Origin of the sequence: Paenibacillus pectinilyticus (assembly GCF_001700435.1) — a bacterium.
Classification (GTDB): Bacteria; Bacillota; Bacilli; order Paenibacillales; family NBRC-103111; genus Paenibacillus_E; species Paenibacillus_E pectinilyticus.
In genome coordinates this window covers 238,975-262,555 of record NZ_LYPC01000022.1, presented here as the reverse complement: position 1 = coordinate 262,555, position 23,581 = coordinate 238,975, and the positions used below count along the sequence as shown (strand labels likewise).

Here is a 23,581-nt window from a genome sequence, read left to right as displayed (position 1 = left end):
TTGAAAGCGGTTCTGCAATTAAATTCCGTTGATTTTATAAGCCAAAAGACTGGAATTGCTGATGGGTTCGCTCGATGAGCTCTAGTATGATTCTTTTGGCTCCGTCCAAATCACCAGCGACAAGCGCATCATAGATGTGTTGATTGCATTGTCCGGATTGCTGCGGCTTCGGCAGTGTTTGGGCATGCAGCTTACGGTACGAAATAATTTTGAACATATATTTCCCTTTCATTTGCTCCAGGAAATGCAGCATGCTCGCATTGTTCACAAGAAGCAGCATGGTTTCAATAAAGAGAAGCCCACTTTCGTAATACGTGCGATAGTCGTCCTCTTCTGAAGCGCGCAGCTGCCTCGAGAGATGGTATTCCAATTCAGGCAGATTAAAGCTGAGTTTCCGGAGACCTGCGATTTCGAGGCTATATAGCTGCATCGAGGAGAGTACCTCGAATATGTCGTGAAATTCCCGAAACGAGATTTCTTTGACGAAGACTCCGCGTCCCCGAATGGACTCCACAAAACCCTCTGTCTCCAGGAGGGAGATCGCTGCTCGAATGGGTGTGCGGCTCATGCCGAATTGCTCGGCCAGCTCATTTTCCGATAACAGCATGCCTGGTAGAAAATGCGCATTGATAATATTCTCACGAATTTGTTGATAGGATAGTTTTTCAAGTGATGGCTTAGCTGAGCCCAATTGATTCGATGCGTTCCGTGCATCGGGTTGACGTGTGGTCATTTAATCATAATCCGCCTTTATCATAGAGTCTATAAAGTCTATTATACAGGTTGTATGTAAGTTGAGTATAAAGTGGATGAAAAATAAATTAATTTTCTCGCCTGCTGAGCACGCAATATTCCTAGGTTTCACCCCGTTTTAACGGGGTATTTACTGTTTTCGCAGTAGGAGGAATTATAAAAGATTAACAGTGTGTTTACATAAGTCGAATATTCCAAAAACAATCCAGTCATAATCTAATACCTGAAACAACGCGAAAAATTACTGAATAATAGACAGGAGACTTCCAATGAAAAAATGGTTAGCGGTACAAGCAGCGGCAGTTATGTTGGGTATGACTTTGATTCAGACGGTAGGCGGATTGAATGAGGTTCACGCAGATGAGGTTGTACAGCAGCAAGCCACAACCGTATCTGCTGGCGTGGAACGGCAATCAGACGGAACGATCAAGCTGAGCTGGGAGTTAGGTGCGGCGCAAAACGGGGACGTTCGCATTACTTGGAGCCGTTCACCTTACAATTTTGATAAAGAACATAATGTCTTGACATCGGGCGTCAAAGAAAACTCTTTCGTTGTGAAGGATCCGAACCCTTCAGGTCGTACATATTTCCTGATTGAAGGCGGCGGCACGTCCGTGATTACAGCTGAACGCAAAGTTAACGTCAAGGGGCTTGACAATTTCCGCGACTTGGGTGGCTATCGCACAGCGGATGGGCGCACTATCAAATGGGGCAAGCTGTTCCGGGCGAACGAGCTGGCAGCATTAACTACAAGTGATAAGCAAGTTGTGCAGGACCTTGGTATTCGCACCGACATCGATTTCCGCTCTCAAGGTGAAGTTGCACAGAAACCAGATCCGCAAATTCCAGGTGTTACTTATGTTTGGGATCCGGTCATGAAAGACCTGGGGAACTCGACCGATATTACGCAGCTGTTCAAAATGGATTACGCCTCCATGATGGCGATGATGGAAGACGGCCAGCGCAATATGGTCAGTGATCCACAAGTGCAGGCTTATAAAACGATGTTCGAACTGTTGAAAGATCCTGCAAACGGAGCCATCGTCTACCACTGTACAGCGGGCAAGGATCGTACAGGCTTGGGATCAGCGCTCATTTTGCTAGCGCTTGGGGTCGACGAGAAAACTATTATGCAAGATTACTTACTGAGCAACGACTATCGGGCGGCCGGCAATCAGGCGACGCTAAAGTATATGGCTCCTATGATGACAACAGAGGATTCGAAGAAGATCGCCACTTCCATTCTTGGCGTAGAGCCGGAGTGGCTACAAGCCTCGTTGGATGAGATCAAAAAGCAATATGGCACCTACGATGTCTTCTTTGAGAAGGTGCTCGGGGTGACTGCGAAGGATCGTGAGGAGCTCAAAACGATGTATCTAGAAACGCCGGGCACTTACGCACCGAGCTTCGGTGATATTATGGGCCACTGGGCGCAAAAGGATATTGAGCAGCTAACAAGTGAGTCGATTGTTAGCGGTGTTAACGATCTGGCGTTCGCACCGAACCGCAGCATCACGCGCGCTGAGTTCGCTGCGCTGCTAGTCCGCGGACTAAAACTACCGGCCTCCGCTGCACCGAGTGGTTTCCAAGACGTCGCTGACAGCGACTGGTATGCAGCACCGGTGAGTGCAGCTGTTAAGGCGAAGCTGATCTCCGGCTACGAGGATCACAGCTTCAAGCCAGATGCGCCGATTACGCGCGAAGAACTGTCGGCGATGCTCGTCCGCGCCATGCAGGCTTCCGGCACAAGTACTGCATTAAGCGCCGATGCTGAGAAATCGGTGCTGGCGAAGTTCAAAGACAGCAGCAGCATCGTATGGGCGCGTCCGGAAATGGCCGCGGCTCTGCAAAGCGGGCTCGTGAACGGTCTTGGTGACGACATGCTGTCACCATCGGTGCCGGCTACGCGTGCGCAAGCAGCGACAATGCTGGAGCGCTTCTTGCAACTTGCGAAGAAGGCGTAACATAGGAAAAAGCCCGTGCTCTTTAGTGAGCGTACGGGCTTTTTTTATTTTTGCACATCGTTTGACTACAATTATTTAAAGTAATCCCATTCATCCCGTCTATGGCTATTGTGAAATATATTAATTACTTGTATGGATGCATTTCGTACTATAGTTGTATTAAGAAAAGAAACATTTCTCAATAGTAAGATGTATGAAAGGAGAGATGAAATATGATGCACTATTACTTTTCAGATAAAGCTCATATTTTTTGGGATGACGTGATTGAAGCTGTTGTAATTCGTTGGAATTCTACAGCGCAGGAAGATGAGTTCCGTGTGCCTCTAAATAAACTGATTGAACTGGCCGTCATAAAAAAGGCGAAAAAAGCCTTGATTGATAAAAGTCCTAAAATGGTTTTAGCCGAAGATGTAAATTGGTTGTCTGCAGAGTGGCTGCCAAAACTTCTTGATGCTGGCATTCAATATACAGCTACTGTTACGACAGAGAATACCTTTCCTACTGTCGATATGAGGGAAACCATCGGAAAAGATACAACTGAATTCAACTATCATGATTTCGATGATATTCACAATGCCGTTGGTTGGTTATCAGGAGTACCTGCGTAAGGTGTTATGCTTTTTATTGAACCAGATCAATAAACTTGTTTACTGCGTTGGAGATCGGCATGTTGCGCATAATCATAATCCCGACCTGCGAGGGTGGTATCGGCACATCTAATTGAATCTCGAAGAGCGTTCCTTCTTCCAGTTCTTTTGATACGAATTCTCTAGTTACGTATGAAATGCCGAGACCTTTCCGAGCTAACTCAATGAGTAGATCTACGCTGCCAACTTCGATTTCAGGTTTGAGTTGGTGACCATAACTTTGAAATAATTCCGTAATGGCCATTCGTGCTCGGCTATTTCGTGAGAATAGGATGATTGGGTATTGGAGCAACATATCCAAAGATAGAACGACATTTTGAAGCTCGGAATAAAGAGATCCCGCTACAAAGCAATCCTGAAGCTGGAAGCTTTCTCTTACTTCTAGCTCGGGGTCAGCAATCGGCATACGAACGACACCTAAATCAATTTCCCCTTCTTTCAGAAGCGATATGATTTCTGGGGTTGTTCCATGATTAAGATGAAGTCTGATGCCGGGATACTGCTTATGAAAGTTTTCCAAGTGTTGAAGAATGTAATGCTTGAACAGGGAGTCGCTTCCGCCGATCCGCAGCTCGCCACTATCTAAATTTTTAAGAGCGGTCATTTGTTTTTCAGCTTGTGCGATTAAGATTTGAGATTTTTCTATGTAGGAATAGAGGACTTCGCCCTCTTGTGTGAGCACAACGCCTTTGGAATTACGATTAAATAAGGTAATGCCAAAACTATCTTCCAGTTGTTTTATGGCATGGCTGACGCTCGGTTGAGTGAGGTACAAGACTTTAGCAGCCTGGGTTAAGCTGCCTGTCTTCGCAGCCCAATAGAAAACTTTGTACAATTCATAATTATTGATCATAAAATGTGGGCTAGCTCCTAGATTGATTTAGTAGATATATGAAACATTATAGATGAGCAATGAAAAAGAAACCAGTGAAGGAGTGAGCAAATTGAAGCCAGCAACGTTTGTATTGTTTGGAGCAACAGGTGATTTAGCCAAAAGAAAGATTTACCCAGCCCTATATCAATTGTTCGTCGATCAGAAACTGCCTTCATCCTTTTCCTTGATTGGTCTCGGAAGAAGGGAACTATCTCATGAAACATTTCAGTCAAATGTCGAGCAATCCCTTCTTAACTTTTCCCGAAGTGAAGTGAAAGATGCCGCTGTAATTAAAAAATTCTTGCGTGCATTTCGCTATCAGGTTCTAGATGTTGAACGCAAAGAAGATTACACAAAGCTGCTGCGGGTGGTTGAAGAGCGGGAAGAAGAGCTTAACATAACGCCTAATCGCATGTTTTATTTATCTGTTGGACCTGAATTTTTTGAAACAATCGCAACCAATATTCACGAAAGTGGACTTGGTTCAGTTGATGGGTGGAAACGGCTGGTAATAGAGAAGCCTTTCGGCCATGACCTAGAGTCTGCTAGACATTTGAATCAGAAGTTAAACCAAGCGTTCGATGAGACTGAAATTTATCGAATTGATCATTATCTAGGCAAACCAATGGTTCAGCAAATGGGGCAACTGCTGCATTCTGCACTCTCAGAGCAAGAGCTAAGGTCGCGAAGTATGGCCAGCATTCAAATTTCCGCAAACGAAACATTGGGTGTGGAGGAAAGGGCTGGATACTACGATCACGCAGGGGCAATCCGCGATATGTTCCAGAATCATATGCTTCAATTACTTATGATGTTAACGATCGAATTACCGAATCGAAGTTCAGTAGAAGAAGTTGGGCCACTAAAAAGAAAGATAATCAAGTCGTTGCAGCCGCTTCATAAAATGGATGTTAAACACCACATTGTTCGTGGTCAATATGGTGCAGGGGAGATAAAAGAGGGGCAGGTTGTCGGCTATACAAATGAACCTGGAATAGCTTCTGACTCTCAAAATGATACTTTCATTGCAGCCAGACTGCAAAGCAATGATCCATTCTGGAAGGACATCCCCCTCTATATCCGAACCGGTAAGCGGTTGAAAGAAAAGGTAACGAGAATCGTGATCGAATTTAAATTGGAGGGTCCCCTTAAGGATCTCTTGATCATAGAAATTGGACCGAACGAAGGCATTTTCTTTCAAAAAAGCCAATCGGTTCAAGAACATTCAGAGGGTGAGCTGCCCATTCGAAACCAAGTAAGCTTCCTGAAAGAAGGAGTTACTGACGCTTATGAATCACTCATCTACGATGCTTTAATGGGTGATAAAACTTATTTTGCCCATTGGGATGAAGTGGAATTATCGTGGGAATGGGTGCAGCCTATCTTAGAGGCTTATCAAGAGAACTTGCTACCGCTTCATATCTACCCAGCAGGGTCGTTCGGGCCGCTTGAAGCTGATGAATTGCTTGCGAGAGATGGCTTCCATTGGTGGTTCGATAACAAAAATGCATCAAATGACGAAGCAACCCAAGGAAATGTCCCTACTTATCACTACAACACTTGATCAATTATATGTGATTACGATTCGAGCTTTACCTAAAGATACGATTCATAAGGAAAATTCGGGACATCTTGGAAACTAACAGGAGGTAATGAACATGGAAAAACAGCAAATTGGTGTAGTTGGTTTGGCCGTAATGGGTAAAAACTTAGCCATGAATATTGAAAGTAAAGGCTTCTCCGTAGCAGTATACAATCGTTCACCAGAGAAAACGAAAGAACTAATGGCAGAAGTACAAGGAAAGAATTTTATCGGTACGTATAGTATAGAAGAATTTGTCCAATCGCTCGAGACGCCGCGTAAAATCCTCATCATGGTCAAAGCGGGAAAACCGACAGATGATACCATCGATCAGCTACTGCCATACCTTAGTCCAGGGGATATTCTCATCGACGGCGGCAACGCCTTTTTCCCTGATACGCAAAGAAGAAACAAGGATCTGCAAGCGAAAGGATTCCGCTTTATCGGCGCTGGCGTTTCAGGCGGCGAAGAGGGAGCCCTGAATGGTCCTGCGATTATGCCAGGCGGGCAAAAAGATGCCTATGAACTTGTCGAGCCTATCTTGACGGCGATTTCGGCCAAAGTGAATGGCGATCCGTGCTCGACTTACATTGGCGAGGATGGCGCTGGGCATTATGTGAAAATGGTGCACAATGGCATCGAGTACGGCGATATGCAGCTCATTGGCGAAGCTTATCATTTGCTGAAAGATGTACTCCACTTAAGCACAAGTGAACTCCATGAGATTTTCACCGAATGGAATAATGGCGAGCTGGATAGTTATTTGATCGAGATCACAGCTGATATTTTCTCAAAGACAGATCCTGAGACAGGCAAACCGATGGTTGATGTTATTCTCGATTCGGCAGGACAAAAAGGAACCGGAAAATGGACAAGTCAAAGTGCATTGGATTTGGGCGTTCCCTTGTCCATCATCACGGAATCTGTGTTCGCGCGGTTCCTCTCGGCTATGAAAGAAGAGCGTGTAGCCGCAAGCAAACGACTGAGTGGCCCTGCGGTATCCAGCTATGACGGGGATCCAAAGGAATTTATCGAAGCTGTTCGTAAAGCTTTGTACACCAGCAAAATTGCTTCCTATGCGCAAGGATTTGCACAAATGAGAGCAGCTTCCGATGAATACAACTGGGACTTGAACTATGGCAGCATTGCGATGATTTTCCGCGGGGGATGTATTATTCGCGCAAGATTTTTGCAAAATATCAAAGATGCTTATGACCGTGATCCTGCTCTTAAAAACCTGTTGTTAGACGAATATTTCGGTTCCATCGTTGATAACTATCAGGATGCTTGGAGAAAAGTGATCTCCATTGCCGTAACGAGAGGGATTCCGGTCCCTGGATTCGCTTCCGCCTTAGCCTATTACGACAGCTATCGTACAGAGCGGCTGCCAGCCAATTTGCTTCAAGCACAAAGAGATTATTTTGGGGCGCATACGTTTGAGCGAGTTGATAAAAAGGGAAGTTTTCATTTTCAATGGATGGAGAATTAACTAATATGGGGCCCCGAGAGGGGCCTTTTTCCTTTATAAGGCAGCTCTCTTTACGGACCTAAGGAACGTGATCATCTCGAAGTATATAGGAATTAACCTATGAGGGGTCATGCCACATGAGATTTCGTAAAGGTGTTGTACAAGGTATCAAACTAACATTTCTAAGTATGGCATTGCTCCATGCAACTTCTGTTCATGCTGACGAGAGTCCATCACCATCCGTCTATCTGGACGGGCATCTGTTATCTTTTCAGACACCTGCTGTTATTGAAAATGGATATAGCCTCGTTCCGATGCGAACACTTTTTGAGGCAGAAGGTGCCCAAATTACTTGGGACGAGAGCACGCGAACAGTTACAGCTAAGAAAAATAATGATGTATTTACCTACCAAATCGGCGAGATGGCTGCTTATAAGAATCAACAACGATTAGAGCTGCCCATTGCTGGTAAAATTATCGATGGTTCGACGATGGTTCCACTTCGATTTATAAGTGAAACGCTTGGTAATCTCGTGGCATGGCATGATTATTCCCGATCCATTACAATTTCGTCTGTTCATGACTATGAAACCACGATTCAATACGGCGTCAATCTGCGTACTACACCTGATAAAGATACGACGGACAACAGTGTCCTACGCATGCTTTCCAAAAGTGATAAGATTCACGTCATCCGAGAAATGGACGCGAACTGGTTGGAGGTTCAAACCCAAGACGGTACATTTGGATTCATTTCTGCTGCCCCAATGTATACGGATTATCTGAACCAATCGTCTTTAACTGCCAAGAAAGCGGATGCGTTGATCACGTTTGGATCCAAATTCATAGGAACTCCCTATGAGTTCGGCGCAGCACCCGGTCAAACCAATACATTTGATTGCTCTTCATTTGTTCAACATGTGTTTAGCGAAGTGCTGTCCATTGATCTACCGCGCGTCTCCTATGATCAAGCTCTAAAAGGGAAAGAAGTTGGCATCGACGAATTACGCAAAGGTGATCTTTTGTTTTTTAGTGCTCGCGGGCTTGATATTGGTCACGTAGCCATCTATGCAGGAGATAACCAATTGCTTCATACCTATTCAAAGGACCTTGGCGTACATATAGAGAGTTTCGATGATAAGTGGAAGAAGCGTTTTGTCACGGCACGTAGATTGTTCTGATGGGAAGAAAGAAGGTCATTGATATCAAAGCACGCATCCATGGTAACAATAAGTTAGTGGATGTAACAAAAATATTTATCTTCTTTTAAGTTTGTTTACAGTCAAATTTAATATTGGGATGATATTAATACTGTAAGGAAGATTGTTCGTGCGCTGTTGGTTTAACATCTAATGTTCTAGCCCATTAAAGGTTGTGAGTATGATGTATATGCCAAACCCAATTGTAGTTGTCGGTGGTATTGTGGAGAATGAACATGGATACATCTTATTAGTAAAGACGAAACATAGCGGTTGGATATTTCCTGGAGGGAAAATCGTAGAAGGTGAAGACCTAATGACTGCTTTAATTAGAGAAGTAAAAGTAGATTGTGGAATAAACATAGATGTATCTTACTTAATCGGTGTTTATTCAAATTCAGTCATGCATAAATGGCATAACAGTGTAACTGATAGTTCAAACAAACTTATGTTCGACTTTATGTGCAATCCTGTGAGTGGAGAACTATTTGCCTCCGAAGAAACCTTAGAAAGTTTTTGGTTTGAAAAGGATACCGTACTAGCGATGATTACTGATCCAGCCATACGTACTCGATTTCAAGCTTATTTGGATTTTGGAGGCAGCTCCTTCTATACAGAGTTTGATCCATGGAGTGGTGAGCCACAAGGAGAACTTGGTTTATAAGATAAGGGATCACGATATTTGAAGGGCTTGCCTCAAGAGGCAGCCCTTTTTTATTTGAACAATAGGGTAGCGAATATGATTATTCCTATTTCACAAAAGCTTCTCCTTGAAGGGCAGCTCCAGTAGCGTCCTGTAAGAATTCCTGCTGACTTCGAATTGCTCCAGAATGGATGCCTTATTTTCTTCGATCTTCGCAACTCTGTCGAGAATGACTTCCGTTAGCTGGTCGAGATGAGTAGGCAGCACATAATCGGAAAGATTAACGGAGTAACCGAAATCCAACGACTTAAACCGGTAGCCTAAGCAAATGAAGGGGACACCGGCTGCTGCGGAAAGATAATTGCTGTGGAGTTTGAAATTGATCGTTAAGTCATACCCCTGCATAATTTCCAGCAAATCCTCGTAATGATGCAGACGCTGATCAAGTTTGACATGTTCCGGATCTCCAAGTTTGCGGTAAAGACGCTCACAAGCCTCCCGGTCTGGACCCCATACCGGAAAAATCGTAATGTCGTAACCCTGCCGAATCAAACGCCGGAGCGCCTCGACTAAATGCTGTTCCACTTTTTCCTCATTGCCACCAAAAATCCGGTTGTACGCAGTTCCCCAGTTCACACCAATAACGTGTTTCGAACTTTCACTCTTCAAACGAGCAGGGCTAGGCAGCAGAAAACCTGGATCGCCGCTAATCACGACTTTTTCCATGGGCACGCCGGAATGTTGAAGAAATTGCAGTGAGAGGGGACCGCGAACCCCGCAAAAAGCAGACTGGCTAACAACTTCAGCAAGCTTTATACTTGTCGCCTTGTGCTCTTCGGTATAAGCCAGATGGAGGGAGACTTGACCTGATTCATCTAAAGGGGTGTACTCCCGCCGATCGTGGCCGCTTCCCCAAATGATAACTTTTTTATTTTGTTGAATGGCTTGGTGAACAACGTCGATATAGCCGGGAATTAATAATGATCCCCCACCCAATACGATCGTATCGTAAGGGCCATGGTTACGAATATCTACGCCAGGAATCGATGGGATCACTTCATATTCTTTTGAAGGGAGAAATCTCCAACAGTAATCTCGAAATAATTGCCACATCAGCTCGTCACCAATATTATTAAAGCCGATCCAACCCAAATATAGCATGCGTTTCATTATTGTCCCCTTTCTCGTGATACCTGCGTAACGGACTGATAGATTTGGAGGAGTTGATCAGTTGTACGTTCACTATGAAATAAGCGTTCGACCCACTGTCTATTTTCCCGCCCTTGTGCCGTTAACACATCCAATTTCTGATAACCTTTTATGATTTGATCCGCAAAAAGATAACGTGAATGCGAGGCACTTGAGCCGTGATCGCCGAAATAGAGCGACCAGGCTTCCTCGTAATTTCCAGGCTCCACCCATCCGAAAAAACCATTGTTACCGATGGCGAGCACCGGTTTTTCAGAAGCCAATGCCTCAAGCGCCACGCGTCCTGTACCGATCACGATATCAGCGGCGTTATAGAAGTCACGCATTTGGGTTTGCTGACCGGCTAAATGGATAAACTTCCTGCCGCTTTCCTCGTGAATGAACTCAGCTAGACGCTGAATCGAATCCCGCTTTGGGCCGTCACCAACGACGACAAGCTCGAACTGGTGCCAGCCGTACCGATGGAGATCCTTCATTGCCCGCAGCAGGATGTCACAGGCCGTCGCTTTGCCCCAAGCCAAACGACTCGCGTAAACGATGAGGACAGAAGTATCGGCAATGCCGAGTTCCGAGCGTACCTGGGTACTTATAGACGGATAAAACTCCTCAAGGTCGATACCATTCGGAATTAAATGCGATGGATAACCAATATGCTGCACGTACTGTTGTACCGGCTTACTTACAGCGATCACGGCTTTCGAGCGGGAGAGGAGAGATCCAAGACTGTCTTTGGGATAATACGTTCCATGTGTTGTGAAAATGAAAGGGATACCTTCACTGCTTGCAGCTTCTGCTGCTAAAAGACCGGAGGGAGTTTGATGTGCATGAACGCAATCGAAATGGGTCATTTTCATGATTCTTTGTAGTGTGTTGATCCATTCTGCGCGATTGGTGGAGCCGTCTTCAGGAGGATCCATGAGATATACGGAACACCCAGCTTGTTCGAACGAGGAACGAAGTTCACCATCGGCCGCCACCAGTCTGACGTGATGTCCTTTCTGGATCAAAGACTTCGTCAAACTTAATACGTGCGTCTCCGTACCAGCCGGACTCAATTGATCGAGTACCATCAGCACAGACAACGGGGCAGTGGTCATGATGGATCGCCTCCTTTTCCGAAATAGGCTAGAGACCTTTGATTGCTGTGAAAACGATAGTAATACAGAATCTCGGGCATATTATCGATTCGAGCTCCAATATTGAGAAACTTAACGATAAATTCATAATCCTCTGCACCAGCGATCCGTCGGGTAAGTCCACCAATCTGGTCGAATATCGCTCCGCGGAACATGATGGTGCCGTTACAAACACAGTGGCCGCCATTTCGGTAGACTTTACGAATTTCCTCCCCGTACTTCAGCCAATTCGCAGGGGTATATTGCCGTTGCTGATGATCTTCGTTCTTGAACGAAGCATAATTGCTTCCAACCAGTGATACTTCCGGATGGTTCTCTAGGTAACTCACCTGTTTCTCGAAACGAGATAGGTGAGAGAAGTCGTCGGAGTCTTGAACGGCAATAAACTCCCCTCGTGCCAAGAATAGACCCGTGGTCAAAGATCCGGAATAGCCTGCATTCCTCGAAAGACAAACAAGGAGTAAACGATTGGCATCGACGCCATTTTCCTTCATCCATGACTGTACCACCCCAATCGATCGATCTGTGGATGCATCATCTACAAATATGATTTCAATCTTTGGATAGGTCTGATGGTGGAGGCTGTCGAGACATTCTTTCAAAAATAATTCACGGTTACAGTTAGTCACAACGACACTAACCATGCCGGGTTCACGCTTCATCATGTCGGTACATTCCTCCTTTTTTGTCCGAAATAGTATGCATGGCTTCGATATGGTCGCCAATAATCTGTGCAGCTGCTTGAGAATAGCGTTCTCCTGCCAAATCATGCTTTCCATGTCGATAACGGTTCAGCCTGTCTACCTCAACCTGGTGAACAGGCAAGCAATGCAAGCCGCCGAGCAGTCCAAGTGCATAAGCTTTGGGTGGACACTGAAGATGAGTCCAATGAATGACCTCAAGCGCTCGCCTATTTATGGCAAAAGGTACATGAACGAGCGAAGCATTCTCAAGATCCGCTCTCCCCAGCGCGGTATTCAGTGCATATTTCAGAGCCGTTACTGTCCCAACAGGCATACGCAACCGCAAATGATGATTTAATTGGTTGACAGCCACATCACAGCAGGTTGAAGCAGATTCAACGAAAGGTACTAGATCCTGCCAAGGGATGACAAAGTCTCCATCCACAAACAGTAAAATCTCACTTTGTGCAGCAAATGCGCCAATTGCACGACCAACATCCGTACCAAGTGGATCCTCAAAACTAATGGTTGTAGCACCTTGCCCGCGAGCTATCGTTTCTGTCTGGTCGCTTGATCCGTTGATTACCACGACAATTTCATTCGGTGCAAGCTTCTTTATTTCCTGAATGACTTGCCCAATCGTTGCTTCCTCGTTCCGTGCCGGGATAATGACAGATAACGACTTGGCTCTATCGCCTCTCCTATCGAAAGAGTAATCCCTGCCGGGGTATGGAGATGGCAGCGATAGGTTACCTTGATGTAGCCTGTCGACAATATCCCTTCTTCGAGCACCATCATTCCAACCTCCTCTGGGAGGAGGAAGTAGCGATAGAAGGGCCGCAAGCCGCTCTTCAATCCCAGGAGGAGGCTCTACGCTTTTCTGCTCGAGTGAAGCTAGGTTGGTTGAACTGCTGTCTTTCACTCCGATCCGATAGGGGGACCGGATTAACCTGAGGTGCGAATCAACAGGGTTTCTTAGCAATTGGAGTCCAGCATATGAGCGCCACTCAGGCGTGGGCAGGGCAAAGGGAAGATTCGCAAGCGAGGCGCTGCCCAGTTCGGGCCTTCCGGAGAATTCGTTTATCAACCTGTGCCATAGAGGCAGCGGGGAGATGCTCAAGTTAGGATGTAACTTCTCTTCCCCTTGAGTCAACATAGCATCGAACCTGCCGTTTTGAATTGTTTGTATCATCTGCTTCAGATCCCTTGGATCGCTGCGGTCAGCTGTCACTATTACGAATTCTACCGTTTGCTCCAAGGCTCTAGGTTCTTTTTCCTGAGTGGAAAGATGGTCTAGAAGTACGCATTCTATTTCCTTACAGTTAACGTGCAATTTCGAGAGATCTTGATTTGAATGACTTAGGTAAATAGGAACGCGTAATGGCAGTTTACGACAGTTGATTACAAATTGCATGAGAGTCTCGGGACTCCCGTACGAAGCAATAATCAAGCACACGCTTTTCTGTGAATGCTTACGATACTTCTTAAATAACCCGAACATAATCTATCAAACGGGTGCGAATAAGCAATTCATCTTCACCGTCGTAACCGGGTACGCTTGCTGTCTGAACAATAATGTAAGAACAGTTCACTTCTGCCAGAACGCCTTTGACGATGTCTCCGTTTGAAAGAATCAGTTCTACATTGTTTCCGATAAACATGCGTAGTTTCATGACAAATCTCACAAAATCTCCTCCAAATATAAATAGAATAATGTAAACTCTTGCGTCTACTTAAACTTAATATATTCAAGAGAATAGTAGGGGGAACGGTCGGTATCTATATAAATGCGTGGAGTTTTCATGAAAACTATTCCTAAAACGCCATAAGTCATTGCTTTGAGCATAGTCTCTCTTGTTAATCACTCGAATAAGGCAACAAATAAACGCACATAATATTCAATGAAATTTATGGAAAGGGGGTACGTTGTGGAGCCCACCATGCCTGTAAAAGTGAGCGAAAGCATGACAATCAATCAAGACGTCATGCATGAAGTTTTTCAAAATTGTGCGGATGTCGTAATTAGGCCTCTAAAATTACCGGATCAAGCGAATATTCTACTCGTGTATATTGAAGAATTAACGGATTCTAACAAATTGGAAGAGATTATTTCGGCATGTATGATAAGTCGTGAAGTCGATCGACTGACACAGTTTAAAATGGAAGTTCACTATTCGGAAATCATAGCAAAAGTGCTGAAAGGTTGTACGGCCATCTTTTTGGATGGTAACCCTTTTGGATATATGGCCGAACTAACTGCTTTCAAACAACGCGCGATCAATGAGCCTTCAAATGAAGCATCTATACGCGGTCCGCGTGAAGGGTTCACAGAAGACCTAAAAACAAATTTAAGCATGATTCGAAGAAAAATAAGTAATTCGAAACTTAAGTTTGAAAATCTTCAAGCAGGTGAGTTGACCCATACATCGTTTGTTGTTGCTTACATCGAAGATAAGGTCAAACCAGAATTGCTTCAAGAAGTTAGGGCAAGACTTCAAGCTTTTCACACCAATCAACTACTAGATTCAGGGTATATTGAAGAATTTATTGAGGACAAATCTTTATCCCTGTTCCCACAAATCCAAAATACAGAACGGCCAGACACCGTTTCTGCAAGTCTATTAGCAGGCAAAGTGGCCATAATTGTTGATGGCTCACCAAACGCATTGCTGCTGCCAATGACATTCTGGGCAGGTTTTCAAGCCGCTGAAGATCATTATGAACGTTTCTTATACGTCTCGGCCGTCAGACTGTTACGGTTTCTACTTGCCATTATGTCTTGTCTCGTTCCATCCATCTATGTTGCGCTTACAACGTTCCATCCACAGATGATTCCACTTGCGCTGATGCTTAGTATTTCAGCGGCGCGAGAAGGCATTCCATTTCCATCGGTCATTGAAACTTTATTGATGGAACTTATGTTCGAAGGATTACGAGAAGCCGGTCTTCGACTGCCTAAAGCCATCGGGTCAGCTGTAAGCATCGTAGGTGCACTCGTTATTGGGGAAGCAGCCGTCCAAGCTGGGTTTATCTCAGCTCCCATTGTGATGATCGTTGCAGGTACCGGGATCGCCTCGTTTGCATTTCCTAGCTATAGTCTGGCATTACCATTTCGCATGCTGCGGTTTCCGCTGCTAATTTCAGGTGGAGTCCTTGGTCTATATGGTATTGCGATCGGGATTATGTTCATCATGATTCATCTAGTTACCCTCAAGTCATTCGGTATGCCTTATTTAAAACCAGTGGCCCCTATTGGTGCAACTTTTTGGAAGGATACGCTTATACGAATGAATAAAAAGTATGTAGCGGCACAAGACAAACAATGAAAAGAACCGGTTGTTTCATGCTTCTTTTGATACAAACAGTGATACTCTCTGGATGCTGGGACCGGAATGAAATTAACGATTATGCCTTCTGGATTGGAACAGCATTGGATTTAACTGAAAGCGGCAAACTTCAAAAAAGCGCTCAAATCGCGGTTCCCGCTGATTTCAAAAGTATCCGGGGAGGCGAGGGGAAGAGTCAAAGAGCGAACATTGTATTAACGGCGACTGGAAAATCAATCGTAGATTTGACCCAACAAATTCAAGACAAGCTGCCCCGTAAAGTTTTTCTGGGGCATCGTAGAGCTATTTTTATCGGAGAGAAATTGGCACGGAATGGTCTGATTGACGTTATGGATCAATTTACACGAAATACGGATACGCGTTTGCGGACAGATATTTTCGTTGTGAATAACGGAGAAGGAAGGGAAGTTTTGAATATTAACAGTCCGTTCAATCAATTTTCATCGATTGTGGCTGTTGATCAAGACCGATATTGTCGCTTAGGAGACACGGCTTTGAGAGATGTTTTAATTGATGCGGGGAGGGATGGGATTCGCCCGTCCATGCCGATGGTTGAGATTTCGCCAATGAATAAGCAAGAGAAAGACAAAATTTTTGATGTCAGATCAGTTGCTATCTTTAATAAAGATTTGAAAATGGTCGGGGAAGTGAGCGGGAGAGAATCACTCGAATTATTTTGGATCAAAGGTGTATTGAGAAATCAATTCGTGACGGAAGAGATCGAGGAAGGAAGTATTTCTTTATATGAATCCAATCTAAAACAGACCATCCGAACGCAATTTGAGGGTGATAAGCTGAAAGCCTATATCAAACTCGTAGGCACTGGAAGGGTACTTGAAAACAATACGGACATTGATCTCTCTTTATCCGCGGAGCGCGTCCACATCGAAAATAAGTTGAATGCAATCAAAGCAAAGCGAGTAGAAGAAACAATACAGAAGTTACAGACTAAGTTTGGGCAAGATGTATTCGGAATCGGCGAAGAATTTCACAGAGAACATCCTTATCGTTGGAAAGAAATTCGCAATCATTGGGATGATTTATTTCCGACTGTTGAAGTGGCGGTGGATGTCAAGTTGGATATTGAGAGTACAGGAGATATTCGCAAGCGAATCGTAAGAAAAGGAGATAAAGGGGAAAGAGAATGAAAATTTCAACCTGGCAATTGTTTTGGATGTTTACAACATTGGAGATCTCCATGTCGATTTGGCTAACTATCTCGCCGACGATTGAAATCGCTAAACAAGATGCTTGGATCTCCATTGTGGTGGCAGGCATTATTGGCCTGGGCTTAACGACAATTCTCGTTCGCGTTAGTCAACGACATCCTTCCCAAACGCTGGTAGAGTTTGCTCAAAAGCTTTTTGGGAAGTGGATTGGAAAGCTAATCAGCCTGTTGTATCTTGTGGTTTGGTATTCCGTATGTGCCGATATTTTACGCATATTCTCATTGTTTATTAAGCAGATTCTATTTCACGATACACCGGTCTGGAGTATCTCCGCTCTAATGATGGCGGCAATGGTTTACATTACATTCGCTGGCAGTGTAGAAGCCATTGCACGATTCAGTGAATTAGCTGGACCTTTGATTATCGTCGGCATTGTCATTTCGTTCACATTAAATATACCCAATTTACATATCGCACTGCTTCTACCTATATATGCTGATACTGGCATCATGCCCATTCTACAGGGATCATTGGTGAATGCCTCTTTCCTTGGGGAATCCATGATGATCATGATGTTAACGCCTTTTATAGCAAAACCGGAAAAACTGCTTAAGCCGATTCTATTATCCATTTGCATTCCATCCATACTAGCTCTCGTTGCGACGATTATGGTTATTGCAACATTCGGAACGAGCATCGGATCGAGTATGTATTTTCCGTATTTTGCTATGGTTCGATTTATTAATTATCTAGAGTTTATTCAAAATATGGATGTCTGGATTGTGTTTATCTGGATTTTCAGCGTGTTAGTAAAGTTGTCCATGTATTTGTTCATTAACAGTTATGGATCAGCACAATTGTTGGGTATCCAGAAATGGCGGAGGATGATCATTTTTACTGCGCCTGTCATTTTCTCTATCTCTTTAATACCTGCAAACGTCTTTGGAATATTGGATTATGCAAACCTTGTCTGGACGACATTTATTTTTCCGATATTCATTGTTGGTATTCCGATTGTTTTTCTAATCATTAGCCTGATAAGAGGCAGACATTTGCAAGAGGCATAAGAATAATTAATTTTACAAATCCTCATTCTCCCTAGTTTTTAAAAATGCAATCTTTTCGCTTACAATTTCATTAATCCGCTGGAGTTCCTTGATATCATTTTCAATTTTTATTTGATAATTCTCAAGGTATTCGCGTCTTTTACTAAAACTTGTGGATTGTGCGCCAATAAATTCTGTTGTTCCGATCCCGATTCCTCTTAAATATTTCACCAGAATAAGCCAATCGACATCTTCTTTTGTATACATCCGATAGTTATTAGAATCTCTTCCAATAAACTGGAGAATCCCGATTTTCTCGTAATAGCGTAACGTATCCTTTGATAAACCAGTTAATTCTGTGGTTTGTTGCGTAGAAAAATATTTTCCATCGTTAGCCATGTAAGATTTTCTCTCCTTGCTATTGAGTTAACTCCACACTTTATATTGTAAATATAACTCAGCATAAGTAAAGGATGATGATTACTTTGGAAAATGTTGCGCATAAGAGTAAAGTTGCTGTCATATCGGGAGGAACGTCTGGGGTGGGAAAAAAAACCGCTTTAGATTTAGCGAAGAAAAATATAATAACAATTATTTTGGGCAGGGATAAAGAAAAAGGAATACGAGCCAAGAATCAGATAATCAACGAATCTGGCAACGATCATGTTGAATTTTATCCTGTCGATTTATGCTCCTTGGACGATATCAAGAAATTCCGTAGTGATTTTGAAACGAAGTATGATCATATTGATATTCTCGTTAGTGCTGCAGGTGTTATGTATTCGGATTTGAAAGTAACGAAAGAGGGATATGATCAAAATTTTGTAATCAATTATTTGGCACATTTTTGGCTGATAAACGAAATGCTACCTCTCTTAAAAAACGCCGAGCAAGGCAGAATTCTGCTTGTTGGAGCTATTCCATTCGTCATTAATCATAGCAAAGTAGAGCTACCGAAACTTGAAAAAAGCACGAAATATAGCGGATTCAGAGTAGTTGGAGAGTCACTAATGTTAAGGGTCTTACTTACTGTTGCTTTAAGTGAGCAACTAAAGAACACCTCGATAACGGCCAATGTGTTTCACCCTGGGTATGTTACGGATTCCAATTATGGAGCAGACTTGTCAGGGATTGCAAAGTTAATTGGAAGTATTGCCGGAACTTTATTCTCTAAGAAAAATGCTCCGATAGGGAGGGAGTTGGCACTGGATCCGACCCTCTCAACAATCAGTGGCCGACTGTTCAATGAAAAAAAAGAGATTGTGCCATTGTCTTCTAACTATAAGAAAGAATTGGCGGATGAATTGTGGCGCTTTAGCTTGACCATGTACAAATAACGAATAGAAATGTTGAGAAGCCTCTGATAAAGGGGCTTTTTTTTGCGATAATCAGCAATTCCTACGTCTTACAGAAAGGCGGATACCGATAATATCCTGAATTTGCAAACAGATGATATAATAAGGGAGCTTTCATACTAGCAAAATGACTTCAGACACAGTTTTAAGTTTATCAATTGAATGAATACTTCGAAGGGAAAGATGAAGGTGGATACCAATCTTTATGTAAGCATCGGTCTCAAGCTTATCGTCGCTATGATAGGTCTTTTGATCATGACTCGACTATTAGGGAAAAAAGAAATCTCCCAATTGACCGCTTTTGATTTCGTTTCCTCTTTAATGCTCAGCGAACTCGTCGGCAATACGATATATGATGATAACATTCATCTTAGCCATCTACTTTTCGCTTTGATTATCTGGACGCTTCTAGCGCTAGGGTTGGAAAAGTTTATCGCACTATTCCCCAGACTGTCCCGCTATGCCGCGGGAACGCCAGATCTGATTATCCGAGACGGCATAGTTGATTTCAAAGCCATGAAGCGCAATAATCTCGATTTCGCCCAACTGGGCATGCTGCTTCGGGAAAATAATATCTTCTCACTGCGTGAAGTGGCCTATGCGTTATTCGAGACGAACGGCAGCATCAGTGTGCTGCGTCAGAAGGACCCGGAGGAGATCAGCGGTAATGCAGTAGACCAGCAGAGCAGCGTCAGTCTTCCCGCTTACATTATTGAAAACGGCAGCATCAATGAAGATACTTTGAAACGCTTGAGTCGAGACAGGGAGTGGGTGGACCAGCTGTTGCAACTTAGCGGAATTTCGCATCATGAGCGTGTGCTTTTCGCGGAATGGTCGGACTCTAGCGGTTTATATTATCAATTAAAGGAAGTAAAAAAAGATTAGCCTGATACCTTCAGCGAAGTGAAATTTAAGAAAAACTTTATATTTGTCCCACTTCTAATTTAATCAGTGTTCCTTATCCTGAAGGCATGTTGTGTAAACAAGGAAACGGGGTTGAAAGTGAGTATGTTTGTAAAAGGACGCATGACGTCATTTATATTGTTTGGTGTTTTTCTCATATCTTATATGTATCTGTTTCTTCTCATATTTCTTTTTAAGTATGTTTCACCTTTAGCAATATTTAGTCCAAATCGAACAAACTATAGATCTCTAGATGTAATCCCATTTAATACGATATATAGTTATTTATCAGGTGAACTGCATGTTTCACCTATTATCGTAATGACGAATATATTGGGAAATATTATTTTGTTTATGCCTTTAGGTCTGTATGTACAGTTATTAAAAAAGGATAAGAGATTATCCATCAGTATGCTTATTGTTTTTCTTGTTAGTTTGCTTGTTGAGATATTGCAATATATATTTGGAATTGGAGCTACAGACATTGATGATATTATTTTAAATTCCTTAGGTGGATTCATTGGGATATACGTATATAAAGTCTTATCAAGGATCTTTAAGGATGAGCAGAAAGTGCGTTTGACCCTCGTACTAACAGTACTCATTGTTATTTTGATTGCCATTGCATGTAAAGCGATATTATTTTATAGATTAGGGCTTAGAATCAGACTACTGCCGTAACGTAAAGAGATAAAAGCCGGACTCTGAGAGAGTTCGGCTTTGTGCGGATGCTGAGGTTGGCTGGTTGACTTAAGCAAAGTTCTATTTTATACTTAGAACGATCATTCGATCTGCTAATGTGGAAGGAGGAAATGCCGTGTTCGAACGATACAACAAAGTTCAGAAAGCAGTCTTGGAGACAACACTGCATCTGATCATCGACCGAGAGCTGCAGGCAACTTCGATGTCACTGATTGCCAAGGATTCCGGCGTCTCGACAGGCAACATCTATCATTATTTCAGCAGTAAGGAAGATATCATCAATGAGCTTTATAAGGCGATCGTTCTGTTTAATGGTGAGTTTGTAACGAAGGACCTGTACCAGATTAACTCTATACAGGAACAATTTTGGCAGGCATGGAGAAATGTATTCGAGCTGGGCAGGAACTATCCAAAGGCATTTCGATTCATCGAGCAGTACTCATTCTCACCCTATATTTATGAGCAAACCAAGGTGGAAGCCATCAATGGCGGTTGGTGTGGATCCCTTGAAAAGCTATATAAGCAGGCGGTTGAGGAAGGTATATTCGTTGAGCTTAAGCCGCTCATGATGGTTCACATGCATTACGGTTCAATCGTCTATCTGTTAAAGTTATATCAACAGAACATACACGATCTAACAAATGAAGATATCGAAAAGGTAATCCTTGCTTGTTGGAATGCGGTAAGCAAAGAGGAAGGTTCGAACAGTTAGTTCTGCCTGATTCTTTTAGCCTAATTAGATTGAACGTTCGATATAAAATGTATATCTTAATCTTTTGGATTGTAAGAGAACATAATTAATAGAACGAACATTCAATAGAAAAAATAATTCAATATCGGAGGAATTATGATGACAACTAAAACAGTTTTTATTACGGGAACGAGCTCAGGACTAGGGAAATTGACGGCGATTCATTTCGCGAAGCTCGGATGGAACGTCGCCGCGACGATGCGCACACCGGAGAATGAAAAGGAACTTACTGCATACGACAATATTAAAATCTTCAAGCTAGACGTTACAAATGTGAAAGAAGTAGAAACAGCCGTGACTGATGCGATTGCAGCATTTGGGAAAATAGACGTTGTAGTTAATAATGCAGGGATGGGATCGTATGGGGCGCTGGAACTAGCCGCAGAAGAGACCATTGATTGGCAGTTTGCCGTGAATGTACGCGGCCCGATCAATGTGATTCGTAAATTTCTACCTCATTTCAGAGCCGCGGGTGGCGGAATGTTTATCAATATCAGCTCTTTTATGGGCGTAACTACAGCAGTCCCGCTTGGCTCTCTCTATAATATGTCCAAGTTTGCCTTGGAAGGATTAACAGAAGGTCTCTACTACGAACTCAAGCCATTAAACATCGAGCTTAGACTCATTGAACAAGGCGGTTCCAAAGGTAACAATTTCGTGCATAGTATCATTTGGAATAAGAATGAGAACATTACGGCTTACGACGATTTGATGAACAAGGTAGCCACCTTGATGACAAATAGTCCTGAAGATCAACTCGATGATCCACAAACTATCGTCGATGCCATCGCGGCTCAAGCAACTGGAGAAAGCAATCAATTCCGGACGGTCGTAGGCGAGGCGGGCAATCATTTAATGGGACTACGGAAGTCGCTTCCTATCGAGCAATACTTAGATATGATCATGCAAGGGTATAATTAAGGAGTAGATACACCAATTTAGCAGCGACAATCCAGGACATTATTTACTCGTCCATGGTTGTCGCTGTTTTTAGGTCTACATGATTGTTCAAATAATAATATACGAGTAGAATTGATAATTGTTAAGGAAACATGTCTACAATACAATTACATAGATACCAATAAGGGGGAGAACAGTGAAAAATGCGAATGCTATCTTAATGAAAGAGATTAATTTAAATAACGTGCGTCAAGCACTTAAGCAAATTGAAACGGCTACCAAACCACAACTGTCCAAATTAACTAACCTCAGTGTAGTCACTGTTAATTCTCTTGTTAAAGAATTACTCGAACTGGGCGAGATATTTGAGGATGAAACGGTTCCTTCCAACGGTGGAAGACCGGCTTTAACCTATCGTTTTAATTACGATTTTAGTCTAGCACTTGTGATCAGTTTAAAAGAAAATCATGGTAACGAACACCTTACCACTATGGTCGTTAACTTAGATAATCGAATTTTACATAAAGAAGAACATCTAGTTCCACGTTTTGAACGCCAAATCCTTTTCGATCATATTGAACGTTATCTCAATCTTTATCCTTCCGTTAAAGTGATTGGCCTTGGAATTCCAGGGCAAACGGTAAACGGAGAAGTGACAGTAACTAGTCATAGCGAATTAAAAGGAATCCGTTTAGCTGAAGAAATTGAATCAAAGTTTAACTTACCGGCTATGGTAGAGAATGACGTTAATGCTGCTGTCAGCGGCTTTTATGCGAGCCATGAATTTTCTGAAGATAGGTCGTTAGTTGGCATTTACTTTCCTACAAAATATCCTCCAGGCATGGGCATTTATCTAAATGGGCGTTTAGTTAAAGGTAAAAACGGGATGGCTGGAGAGATTAAATTTCTCCCACATGATCAACAATGGAGTCAAATGAACAGTACATTATTCGTCCAATCCTTATGTCAGCTCATCCATACAGTGAACGCTATACTTGCGCCTGATAGGGTTGTCGTTTATGTAGACAGGCTAGACGTAAGTTTCTGGAGAAACGAGTGGGAGAGGTACCAACAGGAACATATCATGCCGAGCTATCCCGAAGTGATCCAACAAGGCACGTTTCAAGAGGATTTCGAATCGGGCATGCGAGTGCTCACATTAAAAGAGTTAGTACCAAATATTCATTTTAATTAGGAAAGACCCCTGAGATTCCAGGGGTTCTTTCGTATATTGACAAAAAATTAAGATT

General features: G+C 43.1%; 22 protein-coding genes and 1 pseudogene. 15 read left to right on the top strand and 8 right to left on the bottom strand.

What is annotated here, in order from left to right; translation table 11 throughout:
- Positions 1–34 precede the first annotated feature (34 nt).
- The gene (locus tag A8709_RS17520; protein WP_065853651.1) at positions 35–733 is read right to left on the bottom strand and encodes a GntR family transcriptional regulator; all 699 of its coding nucleotides are present in this window, start codon (positions 731–733) and stop codon (positions 35–37) included.
- Positions 734–1,022: 289 nt separating this feature from the next.
- Between A8709_RS17520 and A8709_RS17515 the strand changes: the two genes are divergently transcribed.
- Complete coding sequence (locus tag A8709_RS17515) at positions 1,023–2,717, top strand: tyrosine-protein phosphatase (protein WP_065853650.1); 1,695 nt, start codon at positions 1,023–1,025, stop codon at positions 2,715–2,717.
- 212 nt (positions 2,718–2,929) lie between these two features.
- On the top strand, positions 2,930–3,325 hold the full coding sequence (locus tag A8709_RS17510; protein ID WP_065853649.1) for a hypothetical protein: 396 nt from the start codon (positions 2,930–2,932) through the stop codon (positions 3,323–3,325).
- A 13-nt stretch (positions 3,326–3,338) separates the two neighbouring features.
- Here the strand turns inward: A8709_RS17510 and A8709_RS17505 are convergent, their stop codons facing one another.
- Entirely contained in the window at positions 3,339–4,217 is an 879-nt protein-coding gene (locus A8709_RS17505) for a LysR family transcriptional regulator (RefSeq protein ID WP_065853648.1), read from the bottom strand.
- Positions 4,218–4,269: 52 nt separating this feature from the next.
- On the opposite strand from A8709_RS17505, the gene zwf reads away from it, so the two are divergent.
- The 4 genes from zwf (at position 4,270) to A8709_RS17485 (ending at position 9,151) form a co-directional block, all read left to right on the top strand.
- Entirely contained in the window at positions 4,270–5,802 is a 1,533-nt protein-coding gene (zwf, locus tag A8709_RS17500; protein ID WP_244163233.1) for a glucose-6-phosphate dehydrogenase, read from the top strand.
- A 94-nt stretch (positions 5,803–5,896) separates the two neighbouring features.
- Complete coding sequence (gndA, locus tag A8709_RS17495; RefSeq protein ID WP_065853647.1) at positions 5,897–7,309, top strand: NADP-dependent phosphogluconate dehydrogenase; 1,413 nt, start codon at positions 5,897–5,899, stop codon at positions 7,307–7,309.
- A 116-nt stretch (positions 7,310–7,425) separates the two neighbouring features.
- A complete protein-coding gene (locus tag A8709_RS17490; RefSeq protein WP_065853646.1) occupies positions 7,426–8,469 on the top strand; it encodes a stalk domain-containing protein in 1,044 nt (347 codons plus the stop codon).
- A gap of 208 nt (positions 8,470–8,677) precedes the next feature.
- A complete protein-coding gene (locus A8709_RS17485) occupies positions 8,678–9,151 on the top strand; it encodes an NUDIX hydrolase (protein ID WP_244163232.1) in 474 nt (157 codons plus the stop codon).
- A 90-nt stretch (positions 9,152–9,241) separates the two neighbouring features.
- Here the strand turns inward: A8709_RS17485 and A8709_RS17480 are convergent, their stop codons facing one another.
- The 5 genes from A8709_RS17480 to A8709_RS17460 all read right to left on the bottom strand — a co-directional run bounded on the left by A8709_RS17480 (position 9,242) and on the right by A8709_RS17460 (position 13,843).
- Positions 9,242–10,300 carry a polysaccharide pyruvyl transferase family protein gene (locus A8709_RS17480; protein WP_065853644.1) on the bottom strand — a complete coding sequence of 353 codons (1,059 nt, stop codon included), beginning with the start codon at positions 10,298–10,300 and terminating at the stop codon, positions 9,242–9,244.
- Positions 10,300–11,436, bottom strand: a complete 1,137-nt coding sequence (locus A8709_RS17475) for a glycosyltransferase family 4 protein (protein ID WP_065853643.1) — start codon at positions 11,434–11,436, stop codon at positions 10,300–10,302. Before A8709_RS17475 ends, A8709_RS17480 begins: the two co-directional genes overlap by 1 nt.
- Entirely contained in the window at positions 11,433–12,140 is a 708-nt protein-coding gene (locus A8709_RS17470) for a glycosyltransferase family 2 protein (protein WP_065853642.1), read from the bottom strand. Before A8709_RS17470 ends, A8709_RS17475 begins: the two co-directional genes overlap by 4 nt.
- The gene (locus A8709_RS17465; RefSeq protein ID WP_167357117.1) at positions 12,127–13,416 is read right to left on the bottom strand and encodes a glycosyltransferase family 2 protein; all 1,290 of its coding nucleotides are present in this window, start codon (positions 13,414–13,416) and stop codon (positions 12,127–12,129) included. The genes A8709_RS17470 and A8709_RS17465 overlap by 14 nt, the downstream gene beginning before the upstream one ends.
- A 226-nt stretch (positions 13,417–13,642) precedes the next feature.
- Positions 13,643–13,843 (bottom strand): hypothetical protein, encoded by a 201-nt coding sequence (locus A8709_RS17460; protein ID WP_065853640.1) that lies wholly within the window; start codon positions 13,841–13,843, stop codon positions 13,643–13,645.
- A gap of 243 nt (positions 13,844–14,086) precedes the next feature.
- Here A8709_RS17460 and A8709_RS17455 point away from each other — a divergent pair, with 243 nt between their 5' ends.
- From A8709_RS17455 to A8709_RS17445, 3 genes are read left to right on the top strand one after another with little or no spacing between them, the layout of a single operon-like run.
- Entirely contained in the window at positions 14,087–15,484 is a 1,398-nt protein-coding gene (locus A8709_RS17455) for a spore germination protein (RefSeq protein WP_065853639.1), read from the top strand.
- A gap of 26 nt (positions 15,485–15,510) precedes the next feature.
- On the top strand, positions 15,511–16,653 hold the full coding sequence (locus A8709_RS17450) for a Ger(x)C family spore germination protein (RefSeq protein WP_167357116.1): 1,143 nt from the start codon (positions 15,511–15,513) through the stop codon (positions 16,651–16,653).
- A complete protein-coding gene (locus A8709_RS17445) occupies positions 16,650–17,741 on the top strand; it encodes a GerAB/ArcD/ProY family transporter (RefSeq protein ID WP_065853637.1) in 1,092 nt (363 codons plus the stop codon). Before A8709_RS17450 ends, A8709_RS17445 begins: the two co-directional genes overlap by 4 nt.
- A gap of 12 nt (positions 17,742–17,753) precedes the next feature.
- Here A8709_RS17445 and A8709_RS17440 read toward each other — a convergent pair whose 3' ends face one another.
- A complete protein-coding gene (locus A8709_RS17440) occupies positions 17,754–18,119 on the bottom strand; it encodes a MerR family transcriptional regulator (RefSeq protein ID WP_065853636.1) in 366 nt (121 codons plus the stop codon).
- 86 nt (positions 18,120–18,205) lie between these two features.
- Here A8709_RS17440 and A8709_RS17435 point away from each other — a divergent pair, with 86 nt between their 5' ends.
- From A8709_RS17435 to A8709_RS17410, 6 genes and pseudogenes are all read left to right on the top strand, one after another.
- A complete protein-coding gene (locus A8709_RS17435) occupies positions 18,206–19,057 on the top strand; it encodes an SDR family NAD(P)-dependent oxidoreductase (RefSeq protein ID WP_208607699.1) in 852 nt (283 codons plus the stop codon).
- Between the two features lie 207 nt (positions 19,058–19,264).
- Positions 19,265–19,960, top strand: a complete 696-nt coding sequence (locus tag A8709_RS17430; protein ID WP_244163231.1) for a DUF421 domain-containing protein — start codon at positions 19,265–19,267, stop codon at positions 19,958–19,960.
- A 123-nt stretch (positions 19,961–20,083) separates the two neighbouring features.
- A pseudogene (locus A8709_RS17425) lies at positions 20,084–20,507 on the top strand (VanZ family protein); the annotation flags it as partial.
- A gap of 288 nt (positions 20,508–20,795) precedes the next feature.
- A complete protein-coding gene (locus A8709_RS17420) occupies positions 20,796–21,392 on the top strand; it encodes a TetR/AcrR family transcriptional regulator (protein ID WP_065853632.1) in 597 nt (198 codons plus the stop codon).
- Between the two features lie 138 nt (positions 21,393–21,530).
- Entirely contained in the window at positions 21,531–22,352 is an 822-nt protein-coding gene (locus tag A8709_RS17415; RefSeq protein ID WP_065853631.1) for an SDR family oxidoreductase, read from the top strand.
- Positions 22,353–22,527: 175 nt separating this feature from the next.
- Positions 22,528–23,526 carry an ROK family protein gene (locus A8709_RS17410; protein WP_065853630.1) on the top strand — a complete coding sequence of 333 codons (999 nt, stop codon included), beginning with the start codon at positions 22,528–22,530 and terminating at the stop codon, positions 23,524–23,526.
- Positions 23,527–23,581 lie beyond the last annotated feature (55 nt).